This window comes from Streptomyces sp. G45, from assembly GCF_049542095.1.
In the GTDB taxonomy this organism is placed as follows: Bacteria; Actinomycetota; Actinomycetes; order Streptomycetales; family Streptomycetaceae; genus Streptomyces.
In genome coordinates, this window is record NZ_JBMUZU010000001.1 from 7,482,731 (window position 1) to 7,508,225 (window position 25,495).

Below are 25,495 nucleotides of genomic sequence, written 5' to 3' on the forward strand. Positions count from 1 at the left end.
TCATGCCATCCAGGAGGAGGAGTCCATGACGGTACGCGCAGCGGTTGCGGGAGCGAGTGGGTACGCGGGCGGGGAGCTGCTGCGCATCCTCGTCGGCCACCCCGAGGTCGAGATCGGCGCGCTCACCGCCCACGCGAACGCGGGCCAGCGCCTCGGCGCGCTCCAGCCGCACCTGACGCCGCTCGCCGAGCGCGTCCTGGAGCCGACGAGCGCCGAGAGCCTGGCCGGGCACGACGTGGTCTTCCTCGCCCTGCCGCACGGCCAGTCCGCCGCCGTCGCCGAGCAGCTCGGCCCGGATGTCCTGGTCGTCGACATGGGTGCCGACTTCCGCCTCAAGGAAGCCGCCGACTGGGAGCGCTTCTACGGCAGCGCCCACGCCGGGACCTGGCCCTACGGCCTGCCCGAGCTGCCCGGCGCCCGCGCCGCCCTGGAGGGCACCCGGCGCATCGCGGTGCCCGGCTGCTACCCGACGGCCGTCTCGCTCGCCCTGTTCCCGGCGTACGCCGCGGGCCTCGTCGAGGACGAGGCGGTGATCGTCGCCGCGTCCGGCACCTCCGGCGCGGGCAAGTCGCCCAAGCCGCACCTGCTGGGCTCCGAGGTCATGGGGTCCATGTCGCCGTACGGCGTCGGCGGGGTGCACCGGCACACCCCCGAGATGATCCAGAACCTCAGTGCGGCCGCGGGCACCCGCGTCAGCGTCTCCTTCACGCCCACGCTCGCCCCGATGCCCCGCGGCATCCTCGCCACGTGCAGTGCCAAGGCGCGGCCGGGCGTCACCGCGGAGGCCGTCCGGGCCGCGTACGAGAAGGCCTTCGCCGACGAGCCGTTCGCGCACCTGCTGCCGGAGGGCCAGTGGCCCGCGACGGCCTCGGTGTACGGCTCCAACTGCGTCCAGCTCCAGGTCGCCCACGACACCGCCGCCGACCGCGTGATCGTGATCAGCGCCATCGACAACCTCACCAAGGGCACCGCGGGCGGCGCGGTGCAGAGCATGAACATCGCCCTCGGCCTCCCCGAGGAGCTGGGGCTCCCCACCACCGGACTCGCCCCCTGAGCGAGCCCGCACACGGCGGACCGCCACCCGGACCGCGACCCGGACAACGCCGGACGCCGTCGGACCACGTCGGCCAGCGTCAGCCAGTGCCAGACAACGCCAGACACCGCGGACAAGGAGAGACAGTGAGCGTCACGGCAGCCAAGGGGTTCCGGGCGGCGGGCATCGCCGCCGGGATCAAGGCGGGCGGCACCCCGGACCTGGCCCTCGTGGTCAACGACGGACCCCGGCGCGCCGCCGCCGGGGTCTTCACCTCCAACCGCGTGAAGGCCGCGCCCGTCCTGTGGTCCGAGCAGGTCCTCAAGGGCGGGCAGGTCGCGGCCGTCGTCCTCAACTCCGGCGGCGCCAACGCCTGCACGGGCCCCGAGGGCTTCCAGGACACGCACGCCACCGCCGAGAAGGCGGCCGACGTCCTCGGCGAGAGCGCCGCCGAGATCGCCGTGGCCTCCACCGGACTCATCGGCGTACGCCTGCCCATGGACCGGCTCCTGCCGGGCGTGGCGAGCGCCGCCGAGGCGCTGTCCGCGCACGGCGGCGAGAAGGCTGCCATCGCCATCAAGACCACCGACAGCGTCCACAAGACGGCCGTGCACGAGGGCGACGGCTGGACCGTCGGCGGCATGGCCAAGGGCGCGGGCATGCTCGCCCCCGGCCTCGCCACCATGCTGGTGGTGCTCACCACGGACGCCGACCTGCCCGCCGCCGACCTCGACAAGGCGCTGCGCGAGGCCACCCGGCTCACCTTCGACCGGGTCGACTCCGACGGCTGCATGTCCACCAACGACACGGTGCTGCTGCTCGCCTCCGGGGCCGCCGAGGTCACGCCCGGCGAGGCGGAGTTCGCCGAGGCCGTCCGCGCCGTCTGCGACGACCTCGCCCGGCAGCTCATCGGCGACGCCGAGGGCGCCACCAAGGACATCCGCATCGAGGTCATCGGCGCCGCCAGCGAGGACGACGCCGTCGAGGTGGGCCGCTCCATCGCCCGCAACAACCTCCTGAAGTGCGCCATCCACGGCGAGGACCCCAACTGGGGCCGGGTGCTCTCCGCCATCGGCACCACGAGCGCCGCCTTCGAACCGGACCGGCTGAACGTCGCCATCAACGACGTCTGGGTGTGCCGGAACGGCTCGGTCGGCGAGGACCGCGACCTCGTCGACATGCGCTACCGCGAGGTGCGCGTCACCGCCGACCTGTCCGCCGGGACCGAGTCCGCGGTCATCTGGGCCAACGACCTGACCGCCGACTACGTCCACGAGAACAGCGCGTACTCGTCGTAGCCCCCGCGGCCCCGACGCCGTACGACCGCCTCCCCCTGGAAAGAACCGTGAGCACCCGCAAGCACACCGCACTGCCCAAGGCCCAGACCCTCGTCGAGGCGCTGCCCTGGCTGACCCGGCACCGCGGCAGGACCGTCGTCATCAAGTTCGGCGGCAACGCCATGGTCGACGACGCGCTCAAGGCCGCCTTCGCGCAGGACGTCGTCTTCCTGCACCACGCGGGCCTCAGACCCGTCGTGGTGCACGGCGGCGGCCCGCAGATCAGCGCACAGCTCGACAAGCAGGGCCTGGTCAGCGAGTTCAAGGCGGGCCTGCGCGTCACCACGCCCGAGGCCATGGACGTCGTCCGCATGGTCCTCGCGGGCCGCGTGCAGCGCGAGATCGTGGGGCTGCTCAACGAACACGGACCGCTGGCCGTCGGCCTCACCGGCGAGGACGCCCACACCATCACCGCGACCCGCCACCGCCCCCTCGTCGACGGCGAGCCCGTCGACATCGGCCAGGTCGGCGAGGTCACCCGGATCGACACCGGGGCCGTCCAGGCGCTGCTCGCCGACGGCCGCATCCCGGTGATCTCCTCCATCGCCCGCTCCCAGAACGAAGGCGGCCCGGGCCATGTCTACAACGTCAATGCTGATACGGCGGCTGCGGCACTCGCTGCGGCGCTGGGTGCCGAGACGCTGATGGTGCTCACCGACGTCGAGGGCCTCTACGAGGACTGGCCGCACAGCGACGAGGTCATCAGCAGGCTCACCGCCAGCCAGCTGGAGAAGCTCATCCCCGAGCTGTCCAGCGGCATGGTGCCCAAGATGCGCGGCTGCCTGCACGCGGTCCGCAACGGCGTGCGCACCGCCCGCGTCATCGACGGCCGCGTCCCGCACTCGATCCTGCTCGAAATCTTTACGGATGACGGAATCGGCACGATGGTCGTGCCCGACGAGCCCACCGAGGGAGACCCCGCATGACCGCCAACCACGAGCTGACCCGGCGCTGGCAGGGTGCGCTCATGGCCAACTACGGCACCCCGCGGCTCCCCCTGGTGCGCGGCGAGGGCAGCACGCTGTGGGACGCCGACGGCAACGCCTACGTCGACTTCGTCGGCGGCATCGCCGTCAACGCGCTCGGCCACGGCCACCCCGCGGTCGTCGAGGCCGTGTCCCGGCAGATCGCCGCCCTCGGCCACGTCTCCAACCTCTTCGTCGCCGAGCCGCCCGTCGCCCTCGCCGAGCGGCTGCTCGCCCTCTTCGACCGGCCGGGACGGGTGTACTTCTGCAACTCGGGCGCGGAGGCCAACGAGGGCGCCGTCAAGATCGGCCGCCTCACCGGCCGCCCCCACATGGTCGCCACCGACGGCGGCTTCCACGGCCGCACCATGGGCGCCCTCGCCCTGACCGGCCAGCCCGGCAAGCGGGAGCCGTTCCTGCCGCTGCCCGGCGACGTCACGCACGTGCCGTACGGCGACGCCGACGCCCTGCGCGCCGCGGTCACCGAGGACACCGCCCTGGTGATCATCGAGCCGATCCAGGGCGAGAACGGCGTGGTCGTGCCGCCCGCCGGATACCTCAGGGCGGCCCGCGACATCACCCGCGCCACCGGCACCCTGCTGGTCCTCGACGAGGTCCAGACCGGCGTCGGCCGCACCGGCCACTGGTTCGCGCACCTCGCCGACGACGACGTACGCCCCGACGTCGTCACCCTCGCCAAGGGCCTCGGCGGCGGCCTCCCGCTCGGCGCCACCGTCGCCTTCGACGCCGCCGCCGACCTGCTGAAGCCCGGCCACCACGGCACCACCTTCGGCGGCAACCCCGTCGCCTGCGCCGCCGGGCTCGCCGTCCTCGACACCATCGCCGCCGAGGACCTGCTCGGCCACACCCGGCGCGCCGGGCAGCGGCTGCGCACCGGAATCGAGGCGGCGGGCCACCCGCTGGTCTCCCATGTCAGGGGCGCGGGCCTGCTGCTGGGTATGGTGCTCACCGAGCCGCTGGCCGCCGAGGTGCAGCGGGCGGCTCAGGACGCGGGCCTCCTGGTCAACGCGCCCGCCCCCGATGTCGTACGGCTCATGCCGCCGCTGAACGTGCGCGACACCGAGGTGGACGCGCTGCTCCAGGCGCTGCCCGGCGTCCTGGACAAGGCCGCGGCCGCGGCGAACGGGGACGGACGATCCGGAGAATGAGACGACGATGAGCCACGCGCAGCGCAACGACCGAGGGGAGCCCTCCGGGACCGCCGGGCCCGCCGTGCCGCAGACCCGCACCGCACGGCACCGCCGGATCGTGGACATCCTCAACCGGCAGCCCGTGCGCTCCCAGAGCCAGCTCGCCAAGCTCCTCGCCGACGACGGCCTCTCGGTCACCCAGGCGACCCTCTCCCGGGACTTGGACGAGCTGAACGCCGTCAAGATCCGCAACGCCGAGGGCGACCTCATCTACGCCGTGCCGAGCGAGGGCGGCTTCCGCACGCCGCGCGCCCCGCTCGGCGAGTCGGCCAAGGAGGAGCGGATGCGGCGGCTCTCCGGGGAGCTGCTGATCTCCGCGGAGGCGTCGGCCAACCTCGTGGTGCTGCGTACGCCGCCGGGCGCGGCCCAGTTCCTCGCCTCGGCCATCGACCAGGCCGAGCTGCACGACATCCTCGGCACCATCGCGGGCGACGACACCGTGATGCTGATCAGCAGGGAGGCGACGGGGGGCCAGGCCCTCGCGGACCACCTGCTGCGGCTGGCGTCCAACGAACACTGACGCTGGCCCCTGGCCTTGGGCGGGGTTTCACCGGCCTTCGGCCTTGTCCTCAAACGCCGGACGGGCTTGATGTGCCTCCGTCGGGGTGCACTTCGCCGGTCGGGCTTGATGTGCCTCCATCGGGGGGCACATCGCCGGACGGGCTTGATTCGTCTCCTCCGTGGGTCACTTGGGCGTGTCGCACCGGGATACCGGGGTCACCGACACCACCGTGCGCGCGGGCAGTGTGACCCGGTCGGGGGTGCTCTCCTCCTCCCGCAGCGCCAGCCCGGCGCGCCCCGAGCCGAGGAGTTCGCCGCACCGCTCCCCGGTCGTGGTGGTGACCCGCACCAGGTGGTCCTGCGGCGGCTCGGTGGCGACCAGGGCGACGCCGATGCCCGCGCCGCCGCACACCACGCCGAGCAGGCAGCACCCCAGGGCCAGGGGCAGCAGCCGGAGGATCCGGGCCGCCTCGCGCTCGCTCCAGCGGCGCAGGGACTGCCCCGCCAGCAGGATGCGCTCGCGGGGGCGCCCGTGCGCGGCGAGCACGGCGAGCACCGACCCGGTGAGCAGCAGCACGAACGAGGCGGCGACCAGGACCATGGCGGCGCGCCGGGCGCCCGCCGGGAGGGCGCCCAGGTCGTCGCGGCCCTTGAGGACCACCAGGACGGCCAGCAGCGCGGTCAGCCCCGCGAGCCCGTTGCGCCAGCCCTCGGCCCGCCCGCGCAACTCGTCCAGCTGGGTGAACTCCAGCTCGCGGGCCAGCTGCGACCAGCGGCGGTCCGACTGCGCGGTCATGGCGTGCCGCCGGGGCCGACGGTCACCAGGTTCCGTACGTACCAGCTCGCGCCGCAGCCGACGAAGACGGCGTCCGGCGGCAGGTCCGGGTGGGGGTGGCGGCACTCGCAGTAGTGCCGCTCCAGGGCGAGCAGCCGGGCGGTGTCCGCCAGCGGCCCCTTGGTGCCGGTGGCCGTGCCGGTGCCGGGGACGCCGTGGCGGTACTCGGTGGCCGTGTGCCCCTTGCAGCGGGGGCAGGTGCCCTGGACGAGGGCGTGTCCGCCGGGGGAGGGGCCGAGGGTGAAGGGGCCGGGCACCTCGCCCAGGTCCCGGTCGGCGTAGGCGGTGTCGAACAGATGGGTCACGGGGTGCCGTCCAGGTCGAGTGCGAGGCCGAAGAAGGGGGCGTACAGGCGCAGCCGCTCGGTGACCCAGGCCGTGGACTCGCCGACGCCGTGCGCGGCGCGGGCGACGTGCCCGGCGGACACCGTCCCGGACAGGGCGGGCAGCCGCCCGTCGAGGTGCACCGTGAGCAGGGCCAGGTCCTGCCAGCGGGGCACCGTGTCCGGCGGGGCGGGCAGCGGGGCCGCGTCGGGCAGCAGGGCGAGGTAGGGCGCGACGCGCCGCAGCGTCACCGGCAGCGGCTCGCCCAGGCGCCCGGCGATGCTGACCAGGTCGAGGGCGGTCAGCGGCTGGTCGTCATCGCTGAGCCGGTGCTGGTGGGAGAGGGCGGTGAGGTCCCGCTCGGTGGGGACCGCGGTGGGCAGCGCGGCCACCGCCTCGGGCGGCAGCTCGGGCACCAGGGCGCCGAGGGGGCGCAGCCTTGCCAGGCGGGCGTACGCCGACGCGGTGTCGATCTCCAGGGTGGCGGCGTACCGGGCCAGGGCCGAGGGCGTGAGCACCTGCCACTCGGCGCTGGAGAAGTGGCCGTTGTACGGCTGCTCGGCGAGCGCCGCGATGTCGTGCGACGTCGGCCGGAACGAGGCGAGCGGCTCCGGGGGCGGCGGCACCGTGTAGCCGAAGCGGTCGGCGTTCTCGGCCGCCAGGTGCCACACCTCGCCGAGCGACTCGTGCAGGCGCTCGGCGACGTAGGTGAGCCCGGCCGCGGTGAGCCGGTCGGAGGGGGAGTCCTCGTCCCGGTTGGTGATGTCCTTGCCCGACAGGACGAAGCGGGTGCGCAGGGGCAGCCGGGGCCACTCGACGACCACGTCGGGCGGCTCGGGCACCCGCACCCCGGCCTTCCGCAGCCCCGCCACGACCTCGGCGAGGCCCTCGGGGCTCAGCGCGTCGTCCGCGGCGGCGGCCCGGCCCAGCGCCTCGAAGCCGAGGCCGCCCTCCAGGGGCGCCTCGCCCTCGTGCAGGGCCGACACCAGGGCGAGCGTGGCTTCGGGCGGTGTGACGCCGCCGCCCGGCGCGCCGTCCGCGTACCGCCGTACGAAGGCGAGGCCCGTGGCGGTGGCGGCGCGCGCGAGGCGGGCCTCCGCGTCCGCGAGGGTGGTGCGGGTGCGCGCGGCCAGGGCGACGGTGGCGGCCCAGGGCAGGGCCTTCGCGGTGGCCGGGCCCGTCATGAAGTCGATGAGGACGCCGTACAGGTCGCTCTCCACCCCGGCCCACGCGCGGACCGCCTCGGGCCGCGGCAGGGGCCAGCCGAGCCAGCCGAACGGGGCGATCCTGCGCAGCAGTTCCTCCGGGGTCACCCCCAGGCGCTCGCAGGCGTCCCGCAGGTGCCAGGGCGTGGTGACGGGCACGAACCTGCGGTTGTAGGAGGGGCCCGTCTCGAAGAACAGGCAGGCTATGTCCTCCGCCGTGCAGACGTAGTCCGCGTGGTGGTCGGGGACCGGCGGCAGCGGGGCGTTGTGCAGCGGCGTCCAGCGGCGGTACCACGCGGCGACCCGGCCGAGGGGTTCGCCCTCCTGGCAGGAGGCCATGACGATCCGGCCCGCGGCGAGGCCGACGCTGCCGGAGGACGCCGTCGACACCATGCTGCCGTCCTGCCGGTGCCCGGCGAAGACGCCCGCCACGGCCCGGTCGAACGCGTCGGGCACCACGTCGAGGTCGCCCGGCCACACGGACGGCGCGCCGTGGTGCTTGTGGGCGATGCGCAGCTGCCGCTGCCGCCGCAGCACGTCGGCGACCGTGGTGCGCTGCCGGGCGGCCTGCGCCACCACGTGCCACCAGGCGGGGCCGCCGCTGTCGAACAGGTCGGCGTCGCCCGGGTGCGGCACGGCGTAGCCCGTCAGCTCCTGGGGGAGGGACGCCTCGGGGGTGGGGTGGGCGAGCCCGAGGGCGGCCTTGCGCCAGGGGCCGAGCTGCTCGGCCCAGCTCACCGCGGGGACGCCGAGGTCCAGGATCTGCGCGTCGAGGTAGAACCAGCCCTGGGAGTCCAGGCTGTGGCGGGATTCGCCGCGCGCGGCGGTGATCCCCTTGCCGCGCCACTCGTCCCACAGGGTGCGGGCGAGCACCACGTTGCTCTGCTCCACGGTCCACAGCCACTCCATGCGCAGGTCGGGGTCCGCGCCGAGCGCCGCCGCCCCGGCCCGCCAGTTGTCCTCCTCCCACTGGCGGTCGTAGTCCTGCAACTCCTTGCGGTTGACGCTCAGTTGCCCGGCGTGCGCGCCGGTCAGGTTGAGCACGTACCCGAACCGCTCCTGGTCGGTGGCGATCCCGTCGCAGAGGATGCCGCCGCCTTCGCCGACCCACCACAGCACGCCCGGCACGGCCTCCCGCACATAGGTGAAGTCGCCCGTGAGAGGCGGCTGGAGCCTGCCCTCGTCCCAGGTGTGCCCGGGTCCTGTCAGGTCCCGCACGGTCAGCTCGAACTCGCTGACCCGCACCAGGCCGCGCAGCACCCGCACGCAGGACAGCTGGTCGGCGACCGGGCCGGGCCGCAGGTAGAGCCGGACCCGGGTGCCGCCCTCGGCGAGCGCGTCCCCGGCCCCGTCGTGCCGTTTGATCCGGAACAGGCTGCCGCTGCTCGGGATCTCCACGCTCAGCGCCTCGGGGGCCGGAATCCCCTCGGGGCTCACCTGCCGCGTGACGATGGCCATCTCGTCGGCGAGCATGAAGTAGCTGAACACGCCGATGCCGAAGCGGCTGTTGGGGAAGAGGCGCAGCGCCGGGTCGTGCCGCAGCCAGCGCGACTGCTCACGCCGGAACGCCTTGGACTGCTCGAAGCGGCTGCCCGCCCGCGTGAACGTGTACTTGAGCTGCTCCGCGCTCATGCCGACGCCGTTGTCCCGGCACTCCACGTACCGGCCGCGCTCGTCCTCGCCCATGGTGAGCGAGATCTGGCCGCTCCAGCGCGCCGGTGCCGGGCCCGCGCTCTGCAGGTACGCCCAGCGCATCGCCCGGTAGCGGCAGGCGTCCATCGCGTTCTGGTACAGCTCGCGCAGCGCGAGCTGCGGTTCGCCGCCGTACAGCTGCTCGCCCATGAGCAGCTCGCGCACCTCGGTCTGCGCCAGGTGGAAGCGCAGCAGCGGCACCTCGTACGCGGCCCGGCCGCCCGGCTCGCTGGCGCGCAGGTCGCGGTCGGTCACCCGGGTGGGCACGGCGGTGAGCAGCGCGGCCTCCTGCTCGGGCAGCGTGCCCGCGAGGACGGCCACCTGGGCGGCCAGCTGGTCGGCCTGCTCGGTGACCTCGATGAGCGCGGCGTGCACCGCCTGGTGCGGGCAGGGCACGTCCAGGTGGAGCGCGGTGCCCTCGGGCTGCCAGCTCAGCAGCTTCGGGTGCGAGACGAGCGCGACGATCTCCTGCGGCAGCACCGGGTCCGACACGGCCAGGTGCTCGGCGACCACTTCGGGGAAGGTGCGCACGTCCACGGAGAGGGTGCCCGCGAGCCGTAGCAGCGCCGCCAGCGGGCGCACCCGCAGCAGCTGGTGCCCGCCGGGCAGCAGCACCTTGGCGGGGGCGCGGCGCGCCACGGCGTCGCACGGCTCGTCGATGCCGATGGCCGCGGCGGCGGCGCGCATCAGCCCGGACAGCTCCGCGACCCGGTCCTGCGCGGGCGCGGTGCCCCCGAGCAGGGCGGCGGCGAGGGTGTCGGCGAACGGCTGGGCGGCCTCCTCGTCGTCGGTCTCCAGGCGGTCGGCGACCCAGCGGTGCACCAGCCACATGGTGACGGCGACGGCGTCGCGGGTGCGCTCCCGGGCCCGGCACTCGGCGATCTTCCGGGCCACTCGGGCGTGCTGGTCGCCGATCTGCTCGTAGTGCCTGCGGTGCGCGTCGGCGCCCGGCACCCGCTCCAGGCACTGCGGGCCGATCTCCGCGGCCTGGCTCAGCCGCTGCGCCCAGGCGGCCTCCCGCAGGAACGGCGCCGCGACGAGCGTGGCGACCTCCACCGCGGACAGCCGCGCCCCCTCGGGCAGCAGCTGCGGCAGCCGGTCGCAGACCAGGCGCACGGGGAAGGTGTCGTCGGACCAGGGGTCCTCGAACGGCAGCCGCTCCTGGGCGAGGTGCAGGGTGTGGGCGCAGCGCTCCACGAACGTGCTCAGACAGTCCTGGAAGCGGGTGACGCCGCCCTCGTCGCGGGTCTCGACGCGCTTCCACAGCGGGGTGTCGCGCACCGCCGACTGCCAGGCCTCCAGGAGGGGCCGCCCCTCGCAGATCTCCGTGGCCCTGGTGCGCGCCTCGAAGTTGGTGCCGTAGCGGACGCCCGCGTTCTGGGGGTGCCCGTGCCGGTGTGCCACGGCCTTGGCGCGGGCGGCGGCCTTGGCGAAGACGTCCTCGACGGCACGCTCGGGGGTCAGCGGGCCGAGGGCGTCGGCGAGGCCGCGGGTGAAGAAGCTGCCCTCGCTGGTGTGCCCGCCGCGCTCGCCCGCGGAGCAGCCCATGAACACGGCGAAGCCGCCGCCGGGCGGGCCGTTGTCGACGCTGTTGCCGAACGGCGGGTCGTTGCTGGGCAGTTCGGTGCGGCAGGCGTCGATGACCCACAGGACCGTGTCGGCCCGGGACGCCTTGAGCCAGGGGCTGATGTTCGCCGGGACCAGCGTGTCCAGGTACGGCTCCTGCCAGTCGCCGTCGGCGGGCGGGACGGCGTCGTGCGGCAGGAGGTAGTCGGTGCCGTTGACGCGCACGCCGTGCCCGGTGAAGTACACCAGGAGCGTGCCGTGGGCGGGCACGTCGCGCGCGGCCTCGTGGACCCGGGTCCTGATCTGGCTGAGCCCGGCGTTGTGCAGGGTGTCGATGTCGTAGTGCGCCGCCCGCAGCGCCGCGTACATCAGGCGCAGATCGGCGTCCACGGCGTCGTCGAGCGGGGCGAAGGAGGCGTCCGCCCCGCCACGTTCCCGATGCCGATGAGCAGTGCCCTGCGTGCCACAGCCATGGTCCCCTCCCGCCGCCCGGCCCGGCCGGAGCAACATGATGGCATCGCGCCAGGCCTGGCGGGGGGTGGCGGGACAGGGCGGGTTGGGGGCCCGGCGGGTCGGCCGGGGGCGGGCCGACCGGGGCCGGGCCGGGCGGAGTCAGGGGCTCAGGCGGGGCTCGGGGGCAGCGGGAGCGGCAGGCCGGGGAGCCCGTCGATGCTCGTGGCGATGTCCGGCTTCTTGGTGAAGTAGGCGTCGAGCGAGGCGTCGTCCTCGCGGGCGAAGCGCTTGGCGTGCAGGTCGCGGTCCTCGTCGTACGTCATGAAGGGCACCGCGTACCCGCAGGTGTCCCGGACCAGTTCGGCGGTCACGACGATGATCGCGCGCAGGCCGTGCGGCGCCGGGTCGACGCCCGGGAAGCGGCCGAGGAGTTCGGGGAAGCGCGGGTCGTCGCGGAAGACGGGCTCGCCGCGGCCGTGCACGCGCACGATGTTCGGCGGGCCCTGGAAGGCGCACCACATGAGGGTGATGCGGCCGTTCTCCCGCAGGTGGGCGATGGTCTCGGCGTTGCTGCCCGCGAAGTCCAGGTACGCGACGGTCCGTTCGTCGAGCACGGCGAAGGAGCCCGATATGCCCTTGGGGGAGAGGTTCACGGTGCCGTCGCCGGAGAGCGGGGCGGTGGCGGTGAAGAAGACCGGCTGCTGCTCGATGAAGGTGCGGAGTCTGCCGTCGATGCGCTCATAAGTCTTTCCCATGCCTAAGGATTATGACCCTGAACCGTTCGCTTGTCTAAGGAAATGGGGGCGCCCTCTCGCTCGATCGTGCGATCGCACGGCCGTTGGCGTGCGTCGATTGACGAATCATGCAGAGCAATGCATACTCATGCATATCAGTGACCGTGGGGCACTGAGCGAGCGAATGCACTGTGAGGAGAAACCCGTGACCGAGCGCGTCGTACTCGCCTACTCGGGCGGCCTTGACACCTCCGTCGCCATCGGCTGGATCGCCGAGGAGACGGGCGCCGAGGTCATCGCCGTCGCCGTGGACGTCGGCCAGGGCGGCGAGGACCTGGACGTCATCCGCAAGCGCGCGCTCGCCTGCGGTGCCGTCGAGGCCGAGGTCGCGGACGCCAAGGACGAGTTCGCCGAGGGCTACTGCCTCCCGGCGATCAAGGCCAACGCCCTCTACATGGACCGGTACCCGCTGGTGTCGGCCCTCTCCCGGCCCACCATCGTCAAGCACCTGGTCGCCGCCGCCAAGAAGCACGGCGCGGGCACGGTCGCCCACGGCTGCACCGGCAAGGGCAACGACCAGGTGCGGTTCGAGGCGGGCATCCAGGCCCTCGGCCCCGACCTCAAGTGCATCGCCCCGGTCCGGGACTACGCGATGACGCGGGACAAGGCCATCGCCTTCTGCGAGGCCAAGGGCCTGCCGATCGCCACCACCAAGAAGTCCCCGTACTCCATCGACCAGAACGTCTTCGGCCGCGCCGTCGAGACGGGCTTCCTGGAGGACATCTGGAACGCGCCGATCGAGGACGTCTACGAGTACACGTCGAACCCGGCGACGCCCCGCGAGCCCGACGAGGTCGTCATCTCCTTCAAGGAGGGCGTCCCGGTCGCCGTCGACGGCAAGCCCGTCACGGTCCTCCAGGCCATCCAGCAGCTCAACGAGCGCGCGGGCGCCCAGGGCATCGGCCGGATCGACATGGTCGAGGACCGGCTCGTCGGCATCAAGTCCCGTGAGGTGTACGAGGCGCCGGGCGCCATCGCCCTGATCACCGCCCACCAGGAGCTGGAGAACGTCACGGTCGAGCGGGAACTCGCCCGGTACAAGCGGCAGGTCGAGCAGCGCTGGGGCGAGCTGGTCTACGACGGCCTGTGGTTCTCCCCGCTCAAGCGGGCCCTGGACGGCTTCATCAACGAGGCCAACCAGCACGTCACGGGCGACATCCGGATGACCCTGCACGGCGGCCGCGCCGTCGTCACCGGCCGGAAGTCCGAGGAGTCCCTGTACGACTTCAACCTCGCGACGTACGACACGGGCGACACCTTCGACCAGTCGAAGGCCCAGGGCTTCATCGACATCTTCGCCCTGTCGTCGAAGATCGCCGCCAAGCGGGACCTGGCCTGAGGCCCCGAGCAGTAGCGTGAGGTCCGCCTCCCCGAAGCGCCCGGCGCCGGGGAGGCGGACGCACATCACCACCTTCTTCAAGGAGCACGTGCAGTGAGCAGCAACAGCGGTGACGTCCGGCTCTGGGGCGGACGGTTCGCCGACGGTCCCGCGGAGGCCCTGGCCAAGCTCTCGGCCTCGGTCCACTTCGACTGGCGCCTCGCCCCCTACGACATCGCGGGCTCCCGCGCCCACGCGCGCGTGCTGCACACGGCGGGCCTGCTCACCGAGGACGAGCTGACCCGGATGATCGCCGGTCTCGACCGGCTCGAAGCGGACGTGGCGGCGGGCGAGTTCACCGGCACCATCGCCGACGAGGACGTGCACACGGCCCTGGAGCGCGGCCTGCTGGAGCGCCTCGGCCCGGACCTCGGCGGCAAGCTGCGCGCCGGACGGTCCCGCAACGACCAGGTCGCCACGCTCTTCCGGATGTACCTGCGCGACCACGCCCGGATCATCGGCGGCCTGATCACCGACCTCCAGGAGGCGCTGATCGGCCTCGCGGAGGCGCACCCGGACGTCGCCATGCCGGGCCGCACCCACCTCCAGCACGCCCAGCCCGTCCTCTTCGCCCACCACGTGCTCGCCCACGTCCAGTCCCTGGCGCGGGACGCGGAGCGGCTGCGGCAGTGGGACGAGCGGGCCGCCGTGTCGGCGTACGGGTCGGGGGCCCTGGCCGGGCAGTCGCTGGGCCTCGACCCGGAGGCCGTGGCGAGGGACCTGGGCTTCGAGGGCGGCTCGGCGGCGAACTCCATCGACGGCACGGCCTCGCGGGACTTCGCCGCCGAGTTCGCCTTCATCACCGCGATGATCGGCGTGAACCTCTCCCGCATCGCGGAGGAGGTCATCATCTGGAACACGAAGGAGTTCTCCTTCGTCACGCTCCACGACGCCTTCTCCACCGGCTCGTCGATCATGCCGCAGAAGAAGAACCCGGACATCGCCGAGCTGGCCCGGGGCAAGTCCGGCCGCCTCATCGGCAACCTCACGGGCCTGCTCGCCACCCTCAAGGCGCTGCCGCTCGCGTACAACCGCGACCTCCAGGAGGACAAGGAGCCGGTCTTCGACTCCTGCGACCAGCTGGAGGTCCTGCTGCCCGCCTTCACCGGCATGATGGCGACCCTGACCGTGCACCGGGAGCGGATGGAGGAGCTGGCCCCGGCGGGTTTCTCGCTGGCCACGGACATCGCGGAGTGGCTGGTCAAGCAGGGCGTGCCGTTCCGGGTCGCGCACGAGGTGGCGGGGGAGTGCGTCAAGGAGTGCGAGGCGCACGGCATCGAGCTGGACCAGCTCACCGACGAGCAGTTCGCGAAGATCTCCCCCATCTGACCCCCGAGGTCCGCACGGTCCTGAACGTCCCCGGAGCCCTGGCCTCCCGCAACGGCCGGGGCGGCACGGCCCCCGAGGCGGTGGCCAGGCAACTCGCCGAGATCAAGGAGAACGTGGCGCTCCAGCGCACCTGGGCGAGTTCAAGCCCGTCCGGCGTCTGAGGACGAGGCGCGAAGCGCCAAGAAGGCGGGGCCCAGGGGCGGCAGCCCCCTGGTTCGGGAAGGGGTGGGCCTGGGCGCCCCCGCGAGGGCCCGGCGTTACGTTGAGGGGGTGCGCGACCCGCGTACCCCCTCGCCGTCCCGGAGCCCCAGATGCCCTTCGCCCGACTAGCCGCAGCCACCACCCCCACCGCCCACCTGGGCCTGGGCCTCGCAGCCATCGGCAGGCCCGGCTACATCACGCTGGGCCGCGAAGCCGACCTGCCCGCCACCCGCAGCGTCGAGGCCCTCCGCGACCGCACCCTCGAACTCCTCGACGCCGCCTACGCCCTGGGCGTCCGCTACGTCGACGTGGCCCGCTCCTACGGCCGCTCCGAGGAGTTCCTCGCCGACTGGCTGCGCGCCCGGCCCGACGCCCGCGACGTCGTGGTCGGCAGCAAGTGGGGGTACACGTACACCGCCGACTGGCGCACCGACGCCGACGCGCACGAGGTCAAGGACCACAGCGTCGCCGCGTACGAGCGCCAGCGCGCCGAGACCGCCGAGGTGCTCGGCGACCGGCTCGACCTCTACCAGATCCACTCGGTGACCCCCGAGAGCCCCGCCCTCGCCGACAAGGAGCTGCACGCGCGGCTCGCCGCCCTCGCCGCCGACGGCGTCACCGTCGGCCTGTCCGTGAGCGGCCCCGAGCAGGCCGCCGCGATCCGCGCGGCCCTGGCCGTCACCGTCGACGGCGAGCCGCTCTTCCGCACGGTCCAGGCGACGTACAACGCCCTGGAGACCTCGGCGGGCCCCGCGCTCGCCGAGGCCCATGACGCGGGCCTGACCGTCCTGGTCAAGGAGGCCATGGCCAACGGCCGCCTCGCCGGTGAGCGGGCGCCCGCCGCGCTGCGCGCCGTCGCCGAGGACACCGGGCTCGGCTGCGACGCGGTCGCCCTCGCCCTGGTGCTGCGCCAGCCGTGGGCGGGCGTCGTGCTGTCCGGCGCCGCCACCTCCGTACAGCTCGTGTCCAACCTGCACGCCACGGCCGTCGACCTGGACGACGCGCACCTGGAGCGGCTCGCGGCCCTCGCCGAGGAGCCCACGGCGTACTGGCGCACCCGCGCCGGGCTGCCCTGGCACTGAGCCGCGTCCGGCAGCCGTAGGGAACTCGTCCGGCAGCCGTAGGGAACCCGTTCCGCACCAGCCGGTGAGGCCCGCATGCCCCTGATGAGACAAATATGTCTCATCAGGTCTATGCTTGTCTCATGTCAGTCAATCGTGACCAGGTGCTGCGCAGCGCCGCCGCCCAGCTCACCCGCAAGGGCTCCTCGACCCTGGACGAGATCGCCAGGGCCTGCGGCATCAGCCGCGCCACGCTGCACCGGCACTTCGCCGGGCGCGACGCGCTCATCCGGGCCCTGGAGGACCTCGGCATCCGGGAGTGCGAGGCGGCGCTCGACGCCGCGCGCCTCGACGAGGGCAGCGCGAAGGACGCGCTGCGGCGCCTGATCGGGGAGATCGAGCCCGCCGCCGGCCTGCTGGCGTTCCTGGTCACGGAGAACCAGCTCTTCGAGGGCGACGACCAGCACGAGGGCTGGGCCCGCCTCGACGACCGGATCGCGGAGCTGTTCAGGCGCGGCCAGCTCAGCGGCGAGTTCCGCATCGACCTGAGCGCCGTGTGGCTCGCCGAGGCGCTGTACGGGCTCGTCGGCTCCGGCGCCTGGGCCGTCCTGGACGGCCGGGTGGCCCCCAAGGACTTCACACACATGGTCGCCGAGTTGCTGATCGGCGGCGCGGAACGGAGAAAGGAATCATGACCAGCACAGCCCTGCGCAACCGGCCCGCGGAGGTGGCCCGGCCTCCCGGCCGGTGGCTCGCCCTGGCCGTGCTCGTACTCGCCGTCCTCCTCGTCGCGGTGGACGCCACCGTCCTCGGCCTCGCCACGCCGTACATCAGCGAGGACCTGAAGCCCTCCGGCACCCAGCTGCTGTGGATCGGCGACGTCTACTCGTTCGTCATCGCCGGTCTGCTGGTGTCCATGGGCAGTCTCGGTGACCGCATCGGCCGCAAGAAGCTGCTGCTCACCGGCGCCGTCGCGTTCGGCGCGGTCTCCGTGCTCAACGCGTACGCCACCAGCCCCGAGCTGATGATCCTGGCCCGGGCCCTGCTCGGCGTCGCGGGCGCGACCCTGATGCCCTCGACCCTGGCGCTGATCCGGAACATCTTCCACGACCCGCGCGAGCGCAGCCTCGCCGTCGGTGTGTGGGGCGCGATGGCGTCGGCGGGCGCGGCGGTCGGCCCGGTCGTCGGCGGCTTCCTGCTCGAACACTTCTGGTGGGGCTCGGTCTTCCTGATCAACCTGCCCGTGATGGCCGCGCTCGTCCTGGTCGGCGTCAAGCTGCTGCCGGAGTCGAAGAACCCGGCGCCCGGCCCCTGGGACCTGGTCAGCGTCGCCCTGTCGCTCATCGGCATGATCAGTGTGGTGTACGCGATCAAGGAGGCGGCGACGCACGGCTTCCGCTGGGACGTGCTCGGCGCGGCCGTCCTCGGCGTCACCGCCCTGACCTGGTTCGTCCGCCGCCAGTTCACGCTGTCCGCCCCGCTGCTCGACATGCGGCTCTTCCGCAACCGCGGCTTCTCCGCCGCCGTCCTCGCCGACCTGCTGACCATCCTCGGCCTGTCCGGCCTGGTCTTCTTCCTGTCGCAGTTCCTGCAACTGGTCCAGGGCAGGCGGCCGTTCGAGGCGGGCCTCGCCGAACTGCCCGCCGCCCTCGGCGCGGTGACGGCGGGTCTGGTCGCGGGCCTGGTGGCGCGGCGCTTCTCGGTGCGCTCGGTGGTCGCGGGCGGCCTGGCCGCCGTGGGCCTGGCCCTGGCCGCGCTGACGACGCTCAGCCAGCACACGGGCTATCCGCTGCTCGGCGCGGCCCTGCTGATCGTCGGCGTCGGCGCGGGCTTCGCGTTCACGGTGACCGCCGACGTGATCCTGTCCAGCGTGCCCAAGGAGCAGGCGGGCGCCGCCTCCGCGGTCTCCGAGACGGCGTACGAACTCGGCGCGGCCCTCGGTATCGCCCTGCTCGGCTCCATCGTCACCGGCGTCTACCGCGACTTCACGGCCCCCGCGGGCACCCCCGCCGACGCGGCGTCCGCGGCGCACGAATCGCTCGGTGGCGCGGTCGAGGCGAGCGCGGAACTGCCCCGGCACACGGCGGAACCGCTGCTCGCGGCCGCGCAGGAGGCCTTCGTGGACGGGCTGCGGGTCGCCGCGGGCGTCGGCGCGGCGGTGCTGCTCGCGACGGCCGTCGCGGCGTGGTTCCTGCTCAAGGGGCAGAAGCTGGAGGACGGCGTCGAGCACCCGTAGCGCCGACGCCGCCGCCCCGGTGTTCCGGCGCCCCGGCGCCCTGGAAGCGACGAAGGGCCGCCCCCGCGGTGGGGGCGGCCCTTCGGGCTGTTCCGTGTGTTCCGTGTGTTCCGTCTGGTCCGGCTGTTCCGTGCGGGAATCCGCGTGCTCAGGCCGCCTTGGCCTTCGTGGCGTACATGTCCACGTACTCCTGGCCGGACAGGCGCATGACCTCCGTCATCACGGAGTCCGTGACCGCGCGCAGCACATAGCGGTCGCGGTCCATGCCGTCGTAGCGCGAGAACTCCATCGCCTCGCCGAAGCGGATGGTCACACGGCCCGGGCGCGGGAGGCCCTTGCCGCCGGGCTGGAGCTTGTCCGTGCCGATCACCGCGAACGGCACCACGGGGGCGCCCGTCATCAGCGTGAGCCGCGCGATGCCCGTACGGCCGCGGTACAGGCGGCCGTCGGGGAGCGGGTGCCCTCCGGGTAGATGCCGAAGATCTGGCCGTCGTCGAGGACCCGCTTGCCGGTCATCAGGGCCGCCACACCGCCGCGGCCGCCGTCCCGGTCCACCGGGATCATGCCGACGCCGGTGAAGAACCAGGCCATCGCCCGGCCCTTGAGGCCCTTGCCCGTGACGTACTCGTCCTTGCCGATGAAGTAGACCGGCCGGTCGCAGACCAGCGGCAGGATCATCGAGTCGATGAACGTGAGGTGGTTCCCGGCCAGGATCACCGGGCCGGTCCCCGGGATGTGCTCGACACCCTCCACCCGCGGACGGAACATCAGGCGCAAGAACGGTCCGAGCACTGCCTTGATGAGTGCTAGACGGGACAACGAGTCCTCCGGTGTCAACGGGTCGACGAAGAGTCTGTGCAGGTGAGGACCATACTCGCGGCTCCCCGTCGATTGCACATCGGGTTCATGCGCCCGATACGCGGAGTTGACCGACCCAGGGCGTCCCAGGGACGGTCAGATGTGCGCGCCGTACCCCCGCGAGGGGTCTCACGCCCTGACGTTATCTCCGTACGAACTGCGTGGCTTGTCCGAGTGGTGCTTCTCACGCGCGGCGCAGGTCACGGCCGGGCGCCCGCGCCAGGCCGCGCGCCGCTCGCGCACGACCGGGTACCCCGAGCGGAGCACTGGACACCCCGCGTCACCCGTCCGTTCCACCCCGGGTCTCCCACCCGTCACCCGGTGCCACCTACGATCAGTGCCGCTTTGTCAGGTGCAAGGCGTACAAGGCGGCACATCAGGAGGGAGCGCTTCATGGCGCAGGATTCGGGGCAGCGGCGTACGGGGACGAGCCCGGGGCGGCGCGCGCTGCTGGGGGCGGCGGTCCTCGGCGCGGGCACGGCCGTCGTCGGCGCGCCCGGCGTGGCGAGAGCGGAGGCCCGGCACGGCAAGGGGAACGGCAAGGGCCACGGGCACGGGCACGGCGGGGAGCTGCCGGTGCCGACGGTCATCGCGCACCGCGGCGCCAGCGGCTACCGGCCCGAGCACACGCTCGGCTCGTACCAGCTCGCGCTCGACATGGGCGCGCACGTCATCGAGCAGGACGTGGTGCCCACCAAGGACGGCCATCTCGTATGCCGTCACGAGAACGACATCACCGGGACCACGGACGTCGCCGCGCACCCCGAGTTCGCGAGCCGCAAGACCACCAAGACCGTCGACGGCGCCAAGCTGACCGGCTGGTTCACCGAGGACTTCACGCTCGCCGAGCTGAAGACGCTGCGCGCCAAGGAGCGCATCCCCGGCACCCGCCAGCGCAACACCCTCTACGACGGCCGCTGGGAGGTGCCCACCCTCGAAGAGGTCTTCCGCTGGGCCGAGAAGGAGGGCCGCAAGCGCGGCCACCGGATCTGGCTGCACATCGAGACCAAGCACCCCACCTACTTCCGGAAGCTCGGCCTCGGCCTCGAGGAGCCGCTGGCCAAGCTGCTGCGCCGGTACAACCGCCACCGCAGGCAGTCCCCGAACTTCCTCCAGTCCTTCGAGCCGGGCAGCATCCAGCGCCTGCGCAAGCTCGTCGACGCGCCCGGCGTGGTCCTGCTGTCGAGCGCGGACTCCCGCCCCTGGGACTTCGTCGAGTCCGGCGACCCGCGCACGGTGGCCGACCTGATCAAGCCCGCGGGCCTGAAGTGGATCGCCTCCTACGCCAAGGGCATCGGCCCGACGCTCGACCTGGTCATCCCCAAGGGCCCCGACGGCAGGCTGCTCGAACCGACCACGCTGGTGCGCGACGCCCACGCCCAGGGCCTGATCCTGCACCCGTACACGATGCGCAACGAGAACACCTTCCTGCCCGCGGACTTCAAGAGGGGCACCGACCCGAGCGCCTACGGCGACGCCTTCGGCGCCCTGAAGAAGTACCTCGCGACCGGCATCGACGGGATCTTCTCCGACAACCCGGACACGGCGCTGCTCGCCGCCGCCGACTTCGTCAACGACTGACCGGAGAGTCCCGGTTGGGGTGAGCTGCGGCCGTTTCGGAAACTTCTCACCGAAGCGGCCGCGTCACCGCCGGTATGACGTTCTCGCTCTCCTACGACCTGGTCATCACCCTGCGCCCGCTGCTCGCCGCCGAGGCGTCGGCGGAGGCGGGCGCGGGCGGCGTCGAGCCCGGCGATCTGGAACAGGCCGTCTGGCTGCGCCTGCTCGAACACCTGGCCGCCGGGGGTCCGCTCGCCGACCCCGCCGCCTGGCTGCGCACCGCCGTCCGCGACGAGGCGCACCGCACACGCCACGCGGCCCACCGGGAGCGCCCGTATGTCACCGAGCCCGCCGACGACCCCCGGGGCGGCCCCGAGCAGCGCGCCCTGCGGGCCGAGCAGCGGCACACCCTGCACGCCGCCGTGCGCAGGCTCCCCGGACGGTGCCCCCGCCTCATGGCTGCGCTTCTGTCGCCGAAGGACCTGACGTACCGCGAAATCGCAGGAGAGTTGGGAATGTCACAAGGATCTTTGGGGCCAGAACGTTCCCGGTGCCTGGGATGCCTGCGCAGAATGCTCGCGCAGGAGGTTGGGACTCCGGACCCGTGGGGAAAGGAGTGAGGGACAACCGGCGGAGCAGGTGAGCGGGAGGCATGCACACATGGGCATGAGCGTGACCATCTCGGAGGCGACCGACACGGACGCCGAGCAGATCCTCAAACTCCAGTACCTCTGCTACCAGAGCGAGGCCGAGCTGTACGGCGACTACTCCATCGAGCCGCTGACGCAGACCCTGGACTCCCTCAGGGCCGAGCTGGCCGAGGGCACCGTCCTGGTGGCCCGCCTCGGCGCCGAGGTGGTGGCCTCCGTGCGCGGCAGCGTCGACGCCTCGGGCACGGCCCGCATCGGCAAGCTGATCGTGCACCCGCGGATGCAGCGGCACGGCCTGGGCGGGCGGCTCCTGGCGGCGGTGGAGCGGCGCCTCGGCGAGAGCGGCGCGGCCCGGCGCTTCGAGCTGTTCACGGGCCACCGCAGCGAGAGCAACCTCCAGCTCTACCGCAAGCACGGGTACGCGCCGGTGAGCACGCGGCGCGTGGACGACCAGCTGACGGTGGTGACGCTGGCCAAGGACGCGGCGGCCGAGGCGTACGCCACCAGCGCCTAGGCGTCGGCCGTCCGCGCCCTGCGCAGCCAGTACAGCGCCGTCAGCGGCAGCAGTACGGGGATGAACAGGTACCCCATGCCGAAGTCCGACCAGACCGTGGCGTCGGGGAAGGCGGAGGGCTCCGCGAGGGTCCAGGCGCCGACCCCGAGCACGCCGACCAGCTCGGCGGCGCAGCACACCAGCGCCGCCCTGCGGGCCCTCTCGCCGCCGCGCACCAGCGAGTAGGTGATGAAGCCGTAGACCACCCCGGCGAGCGCCGACAGGGAGTACGCGAGCGGCGCCTTGCCGAAGTCCGTGGAGATCTGCACCGCCGAGCGGGACACGGCGCCGACGACCATCACGCCGTACAGCCACACCAGCAGGATGCCGGGGCCCTTGATCAGCTTCCGCCGCGGCTCGGTGCCGGGCTCGTCGGTCACGGCCACCTCAGCCTCCCCAGATGTCGTACAGGCGCACTTCGAGCACGGCGAGCACCACGCCGCCCGCCGCGACCGTCACCGAGCCCCAGCGGGTGCGCTCGGCGAGCGACATGAAACCCGCCGCCGGGACGCACGCGAAGGAGCCGATGAGGTAAGCCACGAAGATCGTCGTGCCCTGCTCCGGGTCCTCGCCGCGGGCCAGCTGGACGACGCCGACGACCAGCTGGACCAGGGCGAGGAGCGTGACCACGCCCATGCCGATGAAGTGCCAGTCCTTCGTCGGCTGGTCCCGGTAGGCGGCGAAGCCGCACCAGGCCGCGAGCGCGAGCGCGGCCACGGAGGTCGCGACGGTCAGGGCAACAAGCATGCCCAGACCGTAGTACAGGCCGAAAGGTCCGTTGCGTCCGGCCCCGGGCGGGCGCGCGGGCGGGGGTGCGAGTGAGTGCGCGCGGGCGCGGGTGGGCGCGGGTGGGCGCGGGGGGAGGGGCGCGGGCGGGCGCGTAGGGTCGGGCGCATGAAGATCCAGGCCGACGCCCTCCTGTTCGACAACGACGGCACCCTCGTCTCCTCCATCGAGTCGGTGACCCGCTGCTGGACGCGGTGGGCGGGGGAGTACGGCGTCACGGCCGAGGACTTCGCCCGGGTGGGCCTGCACGGCCGCCCCGCCGCCGAGATCGTGGCCGACCTGCTGCCCGCCGACGCCGTCGCCGGGGCCCTCGCCCGCATCGACGAGCTGGAGGTCGCGGACGTCGCGGGCGGCGTCGTGGCCCTGCCCGGCACCCTCGCGCTCCTTGGCGCGCTGCCGCCGGAGCGGTGGGCGGTCGTCACCTCCGCCACGCGCCGCCTGGCCGAGGCGCGGCTCGGCGAGGTCGGCATCCGCCCGAAGCTGCTGATATCCGCCGACGACGTCACCCGCGGCAAGCCCGACCCCGAGCCGTTCCTGCTCGCCGCGGCGCGGCTCGGCGCCGACCCGGCGCGCTGCGTGGTCTTCGAGGACGCCCCGGCGGGCCTCGCGGCGGGCCGGGCCGCGGGCATGACCACCGTGGCGTTGACCACAACGCACCAGGCCGCCGAGCTGGCCGCCGATGTCGTCGTCCCGGACCTCTCCGCGGTGTCCGCGCAGGCCACAGCGGGTGGCGTGGAGATCGTCGCGGGCGCCTGAGCGGGCCCGCGGGCGGGGATGATCGTCCCGAATAGCGGTCATCGCTTGTCCGCTATTCAGACAGCGCTGGCAGAGTGACTCCGTACGCGTGTTTTACTGTCCGCATGACCACGACGAGCAGCCGCACCCTTGCGACCGAGGCGATGACGACGCCCGGTGCTCGTTGTATGTGTCGAATGTGCGCCTTCTGAGGGCCCCTGTTCCACTGAGCCTCGCGCCCCGAAGCGAAGCCGCCGTGCCCCGCACCCCCCACGTCCGTCCCCACGCGACGCGGAGAGCGGGCCCGCCCCGCGCACACGTCCTCCGGTTCCACCGCCACCGCGAGAACCGTGCCGCGTTCCGAACGAATGCCCCGTGCCCCGGCCACCAACGCGCCGTGCACTCGACAGTACGGAATCCCAGTGATCACCACTTCCGGCCTGACCAAGGTCTACCGCTCACGCGGTCGTGAAGTAACCGCCCTCGACGGAGTCGACCTCCATGTCCGCGAAGGCGAGGTCTACGGCGTCATCGGCCAGTCCGGCGCCGGGAAGTCCTCGCTCATCCGCTGCGTCAACCTCCTGGAGCGCCCCACCTCCGGGACCGTGACGGTCGCGGGCCAGGACCTCACCGCGCTCGCCGGGCGCGGCCCGCGCGCGGGCCGGGAACTGCGCCGCGCCCGCAGCCGCATCGGCATGGTCTTCCAGCACTTCAACCTGCTGTCCTCGCGGACCGTCCAGGACAACGTCGAACTTCCCCTGGAGATCCTCGGCCTGTCCGGCAAGGAGCGCTCCCGCAAGGCCCTGGACCTGCTCGACCTTGTCGGCCTCGCCGACAAGGCCAAGGCCTACCCCGCCCAGCTGTCCGGCGGCCAGAAGCAGCGCGTCGGCATCGCCCGCGCCCTGGCGGGCGACCCGAAGGTGCTGCTCTCCGACGAGGCCACCAGCGCCCTCGACCCGGAGACCACCCGCTCCATCCTCCAGCTCCTGCGCGACCTCAACCAGCAGCTCGGCCTGACCGTCCTGCTCATCACGCACGAGATGGACGTCGTCAAGACCGTCTGCGACTCGGCCGCCCTGATGGAGCGCGGGCAGATCGTGGAGTCCGGCACCGTCAGCGAACTGCTGGCCACGCCCGGCTCGCAGCTGGCCGCCGCGCTGTTCCCGCTCAGCGGCGCGGCCTCCGGCGACCAGCGCACCGTCGTGGACGTCACCTTCCACGGCGAGGCCGCCACCCAGCCGGTCATCTCCCAGCTGTCGCGCACCTACAACATCGACATCTCGATCCTCGGCGCCGCGATGGACACCGTCGGCGGCAAGCAGGTCGGCCGCATGCGCATCGAGCTGCCCGGCGCCTTCGAGGAGAACGTCGTGCCGATCGGCTTCCTGCGCGAGCAGGGCCTCCAGGTCGACGTCGCCGGACACGACGACGAGGGCGCGCCCGCGCCGCAGGACTCCGCGCTGGTGAAGGAAGGTGCCAAGTGACCTGGGACGAGATGCGGCCGCTGCTTGAGCAGGCCTGTTGGGACACCCTCTACATGGTCGGCTGGTCGACGCTGATCGCCGTGGTCGCCGGACTGCCGCTCGGCGTCCTGCTGGTCCTCACCGACCGCGGCGGACTCCTCCAGAACGTGATCGTGAACAAGGTCATCGGGCAGGTCGTGAACATCGCCCGCTCGATGCCGTTCATCATCCTCATCGTCGCCCTGATGGACTTCACGCGCTGGGTGGTCGGCACCACCATCAACCGCGAGGCGGCCATCGTGCCGCTCGCCATCGGCGCCATCCCGTTCTTCGCCCGGCTCGTGGAGACCGCCGTGCGCGAGGTCGACCACGGCCTGGTCGAGGCCGTCCAGTCCATGGGCGGCAACACCTGGACCGTGGTCCGCAAGGTCCTCGTACCGGAGTCGCTGCCGTCGCTGATCTCCAGCGCCACCACCACCGTCGTGGCCCTCATCGGCTACTCCGCGATGGCGGGCACCGTCGGCGCCGGAGGCCTCGGCGACCTCGCGATCCGCTACGGCTACCAGCGGTTCGAGAACGAGCTGATGTGGATCACCGTGGCCATCCTCGCCGTGGTCATCTCCGTCATCCAGTTCGCCGGGGACTACGCCGCCCGGAGCCTGCACCGGCGTGGCGGCCACTCCGGAGCCGCGCCCAGGCTGAAGCTGCTGCGTGCCAAGGCCCCCGCGGCCGCCGTGGCCGAGGCCGCGCCGGTCAAGACCCCCTGAGCC

At 73.1% G+C, this 25,495-nt stretch carries 21 protein-coding genes and 2 pseudogenes; 16 read left to right on the forward strand and 7 right to left on the reverse strand.

What is annotated here, in order from left to right; translation table 11 throughout:
• Positions 1–25 precede the first annotated feature (25 nt).
• The 5 genes from argC to ACOBQU_RS31770 all read left to right on the forward strand — a co-directional run bounded on the left by argC (position 26) and on the right by ACOBQU_RS31770 (position 5,066).
• The gene (gene argC, locus ACOBQU_RS31750) at positions 26–1,054 is read left to right on the forward strand and encodes an N-acetyl-gamma-glutamyl-phosphate reductase (RefSeq protein WP_423631850.1); all 1,029 of its coding nucleotides are present in this window, start codon (positions 26–28) and stop codon (positions 1,052–1,054) included.
• Positions 1,055–1,179: 125 nt separating this feature from the next.
• Entirely contained in the window at positions 1,180–2,331 is a 1,152-nt protein-coding gene (gene argJ / locus ACOBQU_RS31755; protein WP_423631851.1) for a bifunctional glutamate N-acetyltransferase/amino-acid acetyltransferase ArgJ, read from the forward strand.
• 47 nt (positions 2,332–2,378) lie between these two features.
• A complete protein-coding gene (gene argB, locus ACOBQU_RS31760; protein WP_423631853.1) occupies positions 2,379–3,296 on the forward strand; it encodes an acetylglutamate kinase in 918 nt (305 codons plus the stop codon).
• A complete protein-coding gene (locus ACOBQU_RS31765) occupies positions 3,293–4,504 on the forward strand; it encodes an acetylornithine transaminase (protein WP_423631855.1) in 1,212 nt (403 codons plus the stop codon). Before argB ends, ACOBQU_RS31765 begins: the two co-directional genes overlap by 4 nt.
• Positions 4,505–4,511: 7 nt before the next feature.
• Positions 4,512–5,066 carry an arginine repressor gene (locus ACOBQU_RS31770; protein ID WP_423631857.1) on the forward strand — a complete coding sequence of 185 codons (555 nt, stop codon included), beginning with the start codon at positions 4,512–4,514 and terminating at the stop codon, positions 5,064–5,066.
• A gap of 165 nt (positions 5,067–5,231) precedes the next feature.
• Here the strand turns inward: ACOBQU_RS31770 and ACOBQU_RS31775 are convergent, their stop codons facing one another.
• From ACOBQU_RS31775 to ACOBQU_RS31790, 4 genes are all read right to left on the reverse strand, one after another.
• Positions 5,232–5,843, reverse strand: a complete 612-nt coding sequence (locus tag ACOBQU_RS31775) for a hypothetical protein (protein WP_423631859.1) — start codon at positions 5,841–5,843, stop codon at positions 5,232–5,234.
• Complete coding sequence (locus ACOBQU_RS31780; protein WP_423631861.1) at positions 5,840–6,187, reverse strand: hypothetical protein; 348 nt, start codon at positions 6,185–6,187, stop codon at positions 5,840–5,842. Before ACOBQU_RS31780 ends, ACOBQU_RS31775 begins: the two co-directional genes overlap by 4 nt.
• Positions 6,184–11,058: an HD domain-containing protein gene (locus ACOBQU_RS31785; protein ID WP_423631863.1), complete on the reverse strand. Its 4,875-nt coding sequence runs from the start codon at positions 11,056–11,058 to the stop codon at positions 6,184–6,186. The genes ACOBQU_RS31780 and ACOBQU_RS31785 overlap by 4 nt, the downstream gene beginning before the upstream one ends.
• Before the next feature lie 230 nt (positions 11,059–11,288).
• A complete protein-coding gene (locus tag ACOBQU_RS31790) occupies positions 11,289–11,876 on the reverse strand; it encodes a pyridoxamine 5'-phosphate oxidase family protein (RefSeq protein ID WP_423631865.1) in 588 nt (195 codons plus the stop codon).
• Positions 11,877–12,060: 184 nt separating this feature from the next.
• On the opposite strand from ACOBQU_RS31790, the gene ACOBQU_RS31795 reads away from it, so the two are divergent.
• The 5 genes and pseudogenes from ACOBQU_RS31795 to ACOBQU_RS31815 all read left to right on the forward strand — a co-directional run bounded on the left by ACOBQU_RS31795 (position 12,061) and on the right by ACOBQU_RS31815 (position 18,120).
• Positions 12,061–13,254, forward strand: coding sequence for an argininosuccinate synthase (locus tag ACOBQU_RS31795; protein WP_423631866.1), 1,194 nt, complete (start codon positions 12,061–12,063; stop codon positions 13,252–13,254).
• Positions 13,255–13,347: 93 nt separating this feature from the next.
• Positions 13,348–14,783 (forward strand): annotated as a pseudogene (gene argH / locus ACOBQU_RS31800) (argininosuccinate lyase).
• Between the two features lie 150 nt (positions 14,784–14,933).
• Positions 14,934–15,905, forward strand: coding sequence for an aldo/keto reductase (locus ACOBQU_RS31805; RefSeq protein ID WP_423631868.1), 972 nt, complete (start codon positions 14,934–14,936; stop codon positions 15,903–15,905).
• A 122-nt stretch (positions 15,906–16,027) separates the two neighbouring features.
• Entirely contained in the window at positions 16,028–16,579 is a 552-nt protein-coding gene (locus ACOBQU_RS31810) for a TetR/AcrR family transcriptional regulator (RefSeq protein WP_423631870.1), read from the forward strand.
• A complete protein-coding gene (locus tag ACOBQU_RS31815) occupies positions 16,576–18,120 on the forward strand; it encodes an MFS transporter (protein ID WP_423631872.1) in 1,545 nt (514 codons plus the stop codon). Before ACOBQU_RS31810 ends, ACOBQU_RS31815 begins: the two co-directional genes overlap by 4 nt.
• A 148-nt stretch (positions 18,121–18,268) precedes the next feature.
• On the opposite strand, the pseudogene ACOBQU_RS31820 reads toward ACOBQU_RS31815, so the two are convergent.
• Positions 18,269–18,939 (reverse strand): annotated as a pseudogene (locus ACOBQU_RS31820) (lysophospholipid acyltransferase family protein).
• Positions 18,940–19,371: 432 nt separating this feature from the next.
• On the opposite strand from ACOBQU_RS31820, the gene ACOBQU_RS31825 reads away from it, so the two are divergent.
• The 3 genes from ACOBQU_RS31825 (at position 19,372) to ACOBQU_RS31835 (ending at position 21,702) form a co-directional block, all read left to right on the forward strand.
• Positions 19,372–20,559, forward strand: coding sequence for a glycerophosphodiester phosphodiesterase (locus tag ACOBQU_RS31825; protein ID WP_423631874.1), 1,188 nt, complete (start codon positions 19,372–19,374; stop codon positions 20,557–20,559).
• A gap of 74 nt (positions 20,560–20,633) precedes the next feature.
• Entirely contained in the window at positions 20,634–21,158 is a 525-nt protein-coding gene (locus ACOBQU_RS31830; protein ID WP_423631876.1) for an RNA polymerase sigma factor, read from the forward strand.
• A gap of 40 nt (positions 21,159–21,198) precedes the next feature.
• On the forward strand, positions 21,199–21,702 hold the full coding sequence (locus ACOBQU_RS31835; RefSeq protein WP_423631878.1) for a GNAT family N-acetyltransferase: 504 nt from the start codon (positions 21,199–21,201) through the stop codon (positions 21,700–21,702).
• Here the strand turns inward: ACOBQU_RS31835 and ACOBQU_RS31840 are convergent.
• Complete coding sequence (locus ACOBQU_RS31840; protein WP_423631880.1) at positions 21,699–22,127, reverse strand: hypothetical protein; 429 nt, start codon at positions 22,125–22,127, stop codon at positions 21,699–21,701. The two genes, ACOBQU_RS31835 and ACOBQU_RS31840, sit on opposite strands and share 4 nt — an antisense overlap.
• Position 22,128: 1 nt before the next feature.
• On the reverse strand, positions 22,129–22,488 hold the full coding sequence (locus ACOBQU_RS31845; RefSeq protein ID WP_190138903.1) for a hypothetical protein: 360 nt from the start codon (positions 22,486–22,488) through the stop codon (positions 22,129–22,131).
• A 147-nt stretch (positions 22,489–22,635) separates the two neighbouring features.
• On the opposite strand from ACOBQU_RS31845, the gene ACOBQU_RS31850 reads away from it, so the two are divergent.
• From ACOBQU_RS31850 to ACOBQU_RS31860, 3 genes are all read left to right on the forward strand, one after another.
• Positions 22,636–23,283, forward strand: a complete 648-nt coding sequence (locus ACOBQU_RS31850; RefSeq protein ID WP_423631882.1) for an HAD-IA family hydrolase — start codon at positions 22,636–22,638, stop codon at positions 23,281–23,283.
• A 401-nt stretch (positions 23,284–23,684) separates the two neighbouring features.
• Entirely contained in the window at positions 23,685–24,746 is a 1,062-nt protein-coding gene (locus tag ACOBQU_RS31855) for a methionine ABC transporter ATP-binding protein (protein WP_423631884.1), read from the forward strand.
• Complete coding sequence (locus ACOBQU_RS31860; protein ID WP_423631886.1) at positions 24,743–25,492, forward strand: methionine ABC transporter permease; 750 nt, start codon at positions 24,743–24,745, stop codon at positions 25,490–25,492. The genes ACOBQU_RS31855 and ACOBQU_RS31860 overlap by 4 nt, the downstream gene beginning before the upstream one ends.
• Positions 25,493–25,495: the final 3 nt, after the last annotated feature.

Excerpts from the sequence above, each read along its gene's own strand:
- argC (WP_423631850.1), top strand. The coding sequence starts at position 26 with ATGACGGTACGCGCAGCGGTTGCGGGAGCGAGTGGGTACGCGGGCGGG.
- ACOBQU_RS31805 (WP_423631868.1), top strand. The coding sequence starts at position 14,934 with ATGCCCTTCGCCCGACTAGCCGCAGCCACCACCCCCACCGCCCACCTG.
- ACOBQU_RS31765 (WP_423631855.1), top strand. The coding sequence starts at position 3,293 with ATGACCGCCAACCACGAGCTGACCCGGCGCTGGCAGGGTGCGCTCATG.
- ACOBQU_RS31790 (WP_423631865.1), bottom strand. The coding sequence starts at position 11,876 with ATGGGAAAGACTTATGAGCGCATCGACGGCAGACTCCGCACCTTCATC.
- ACOBQU_RS31825 (WP_423631874.1), top strand. The coding sequence starts at position 19,372 with ATGGCGCAGGATTCGGGGCAGCGGCGTACGGGGACGAGCCCGGGGCGG.
- ACOBQU_RS31810 (WP_423631870.1), top strand. The coding sequence starts at position 16,028 with ATGTCAGTCAATCGTGACCAGGTGCTGCGCAGCGCCGCCGCCCAGCTC.
- ACOBQU_RS31775 (WP_423631859.1), bottom strand. The coding sequence starts at position 5,843 with ATGACCGCGCAGTCGGACCGCCGCTGGTCGCAGCTGGCCCGCGAGCTG.
- ACOBQU_RS31815 (WP_423631872.1), top strand. The coding sequence starts at position 16,576 with ATGACCAGCACAGCCCTGCGCAACCGGCCCGCGGAGGTGGCCCGGCCT.
- ACOBQU_RS31770 (WP_423631857.1), top strand. The coding sequence starts at position 4,512 with ATGAGCCACGCGCAGCGCAACGACCGAGGGGAGCCCTCCGGGACCGCC.
- ACOBQU_RS31845 (WP_190138903.1), bottom strand. The coding sequence starts at position 22,488 with ATGCTTGTTGCCCTGACCGTCGCGACCTCCGTGGCCGCGCTCGCGCTC.
- ACOBQU_RS31850 (WP_423631882.1), top strand. The coding sequence starts at position 22,636 with ATGAAGATCCAGGCCGACGCCCTCCTGTTCGACAACGACGGCACCCTC.
- ACOBQU_RS31835 (WP_423631878.1), top strand. The coding sequence starts at position 21,199 with ATGGGCATGAGCGTGACCATCTCGGAGGCGACCGACACGGACGCCGAG.
- ACOBQU_RS31830 (WP_423631876.1), top strand. The coding sequence starts at position 20,634 with ATGACGTTCTCGCTCTCCTACGACCTGGTCATCACCCTGCGCCCGCTG.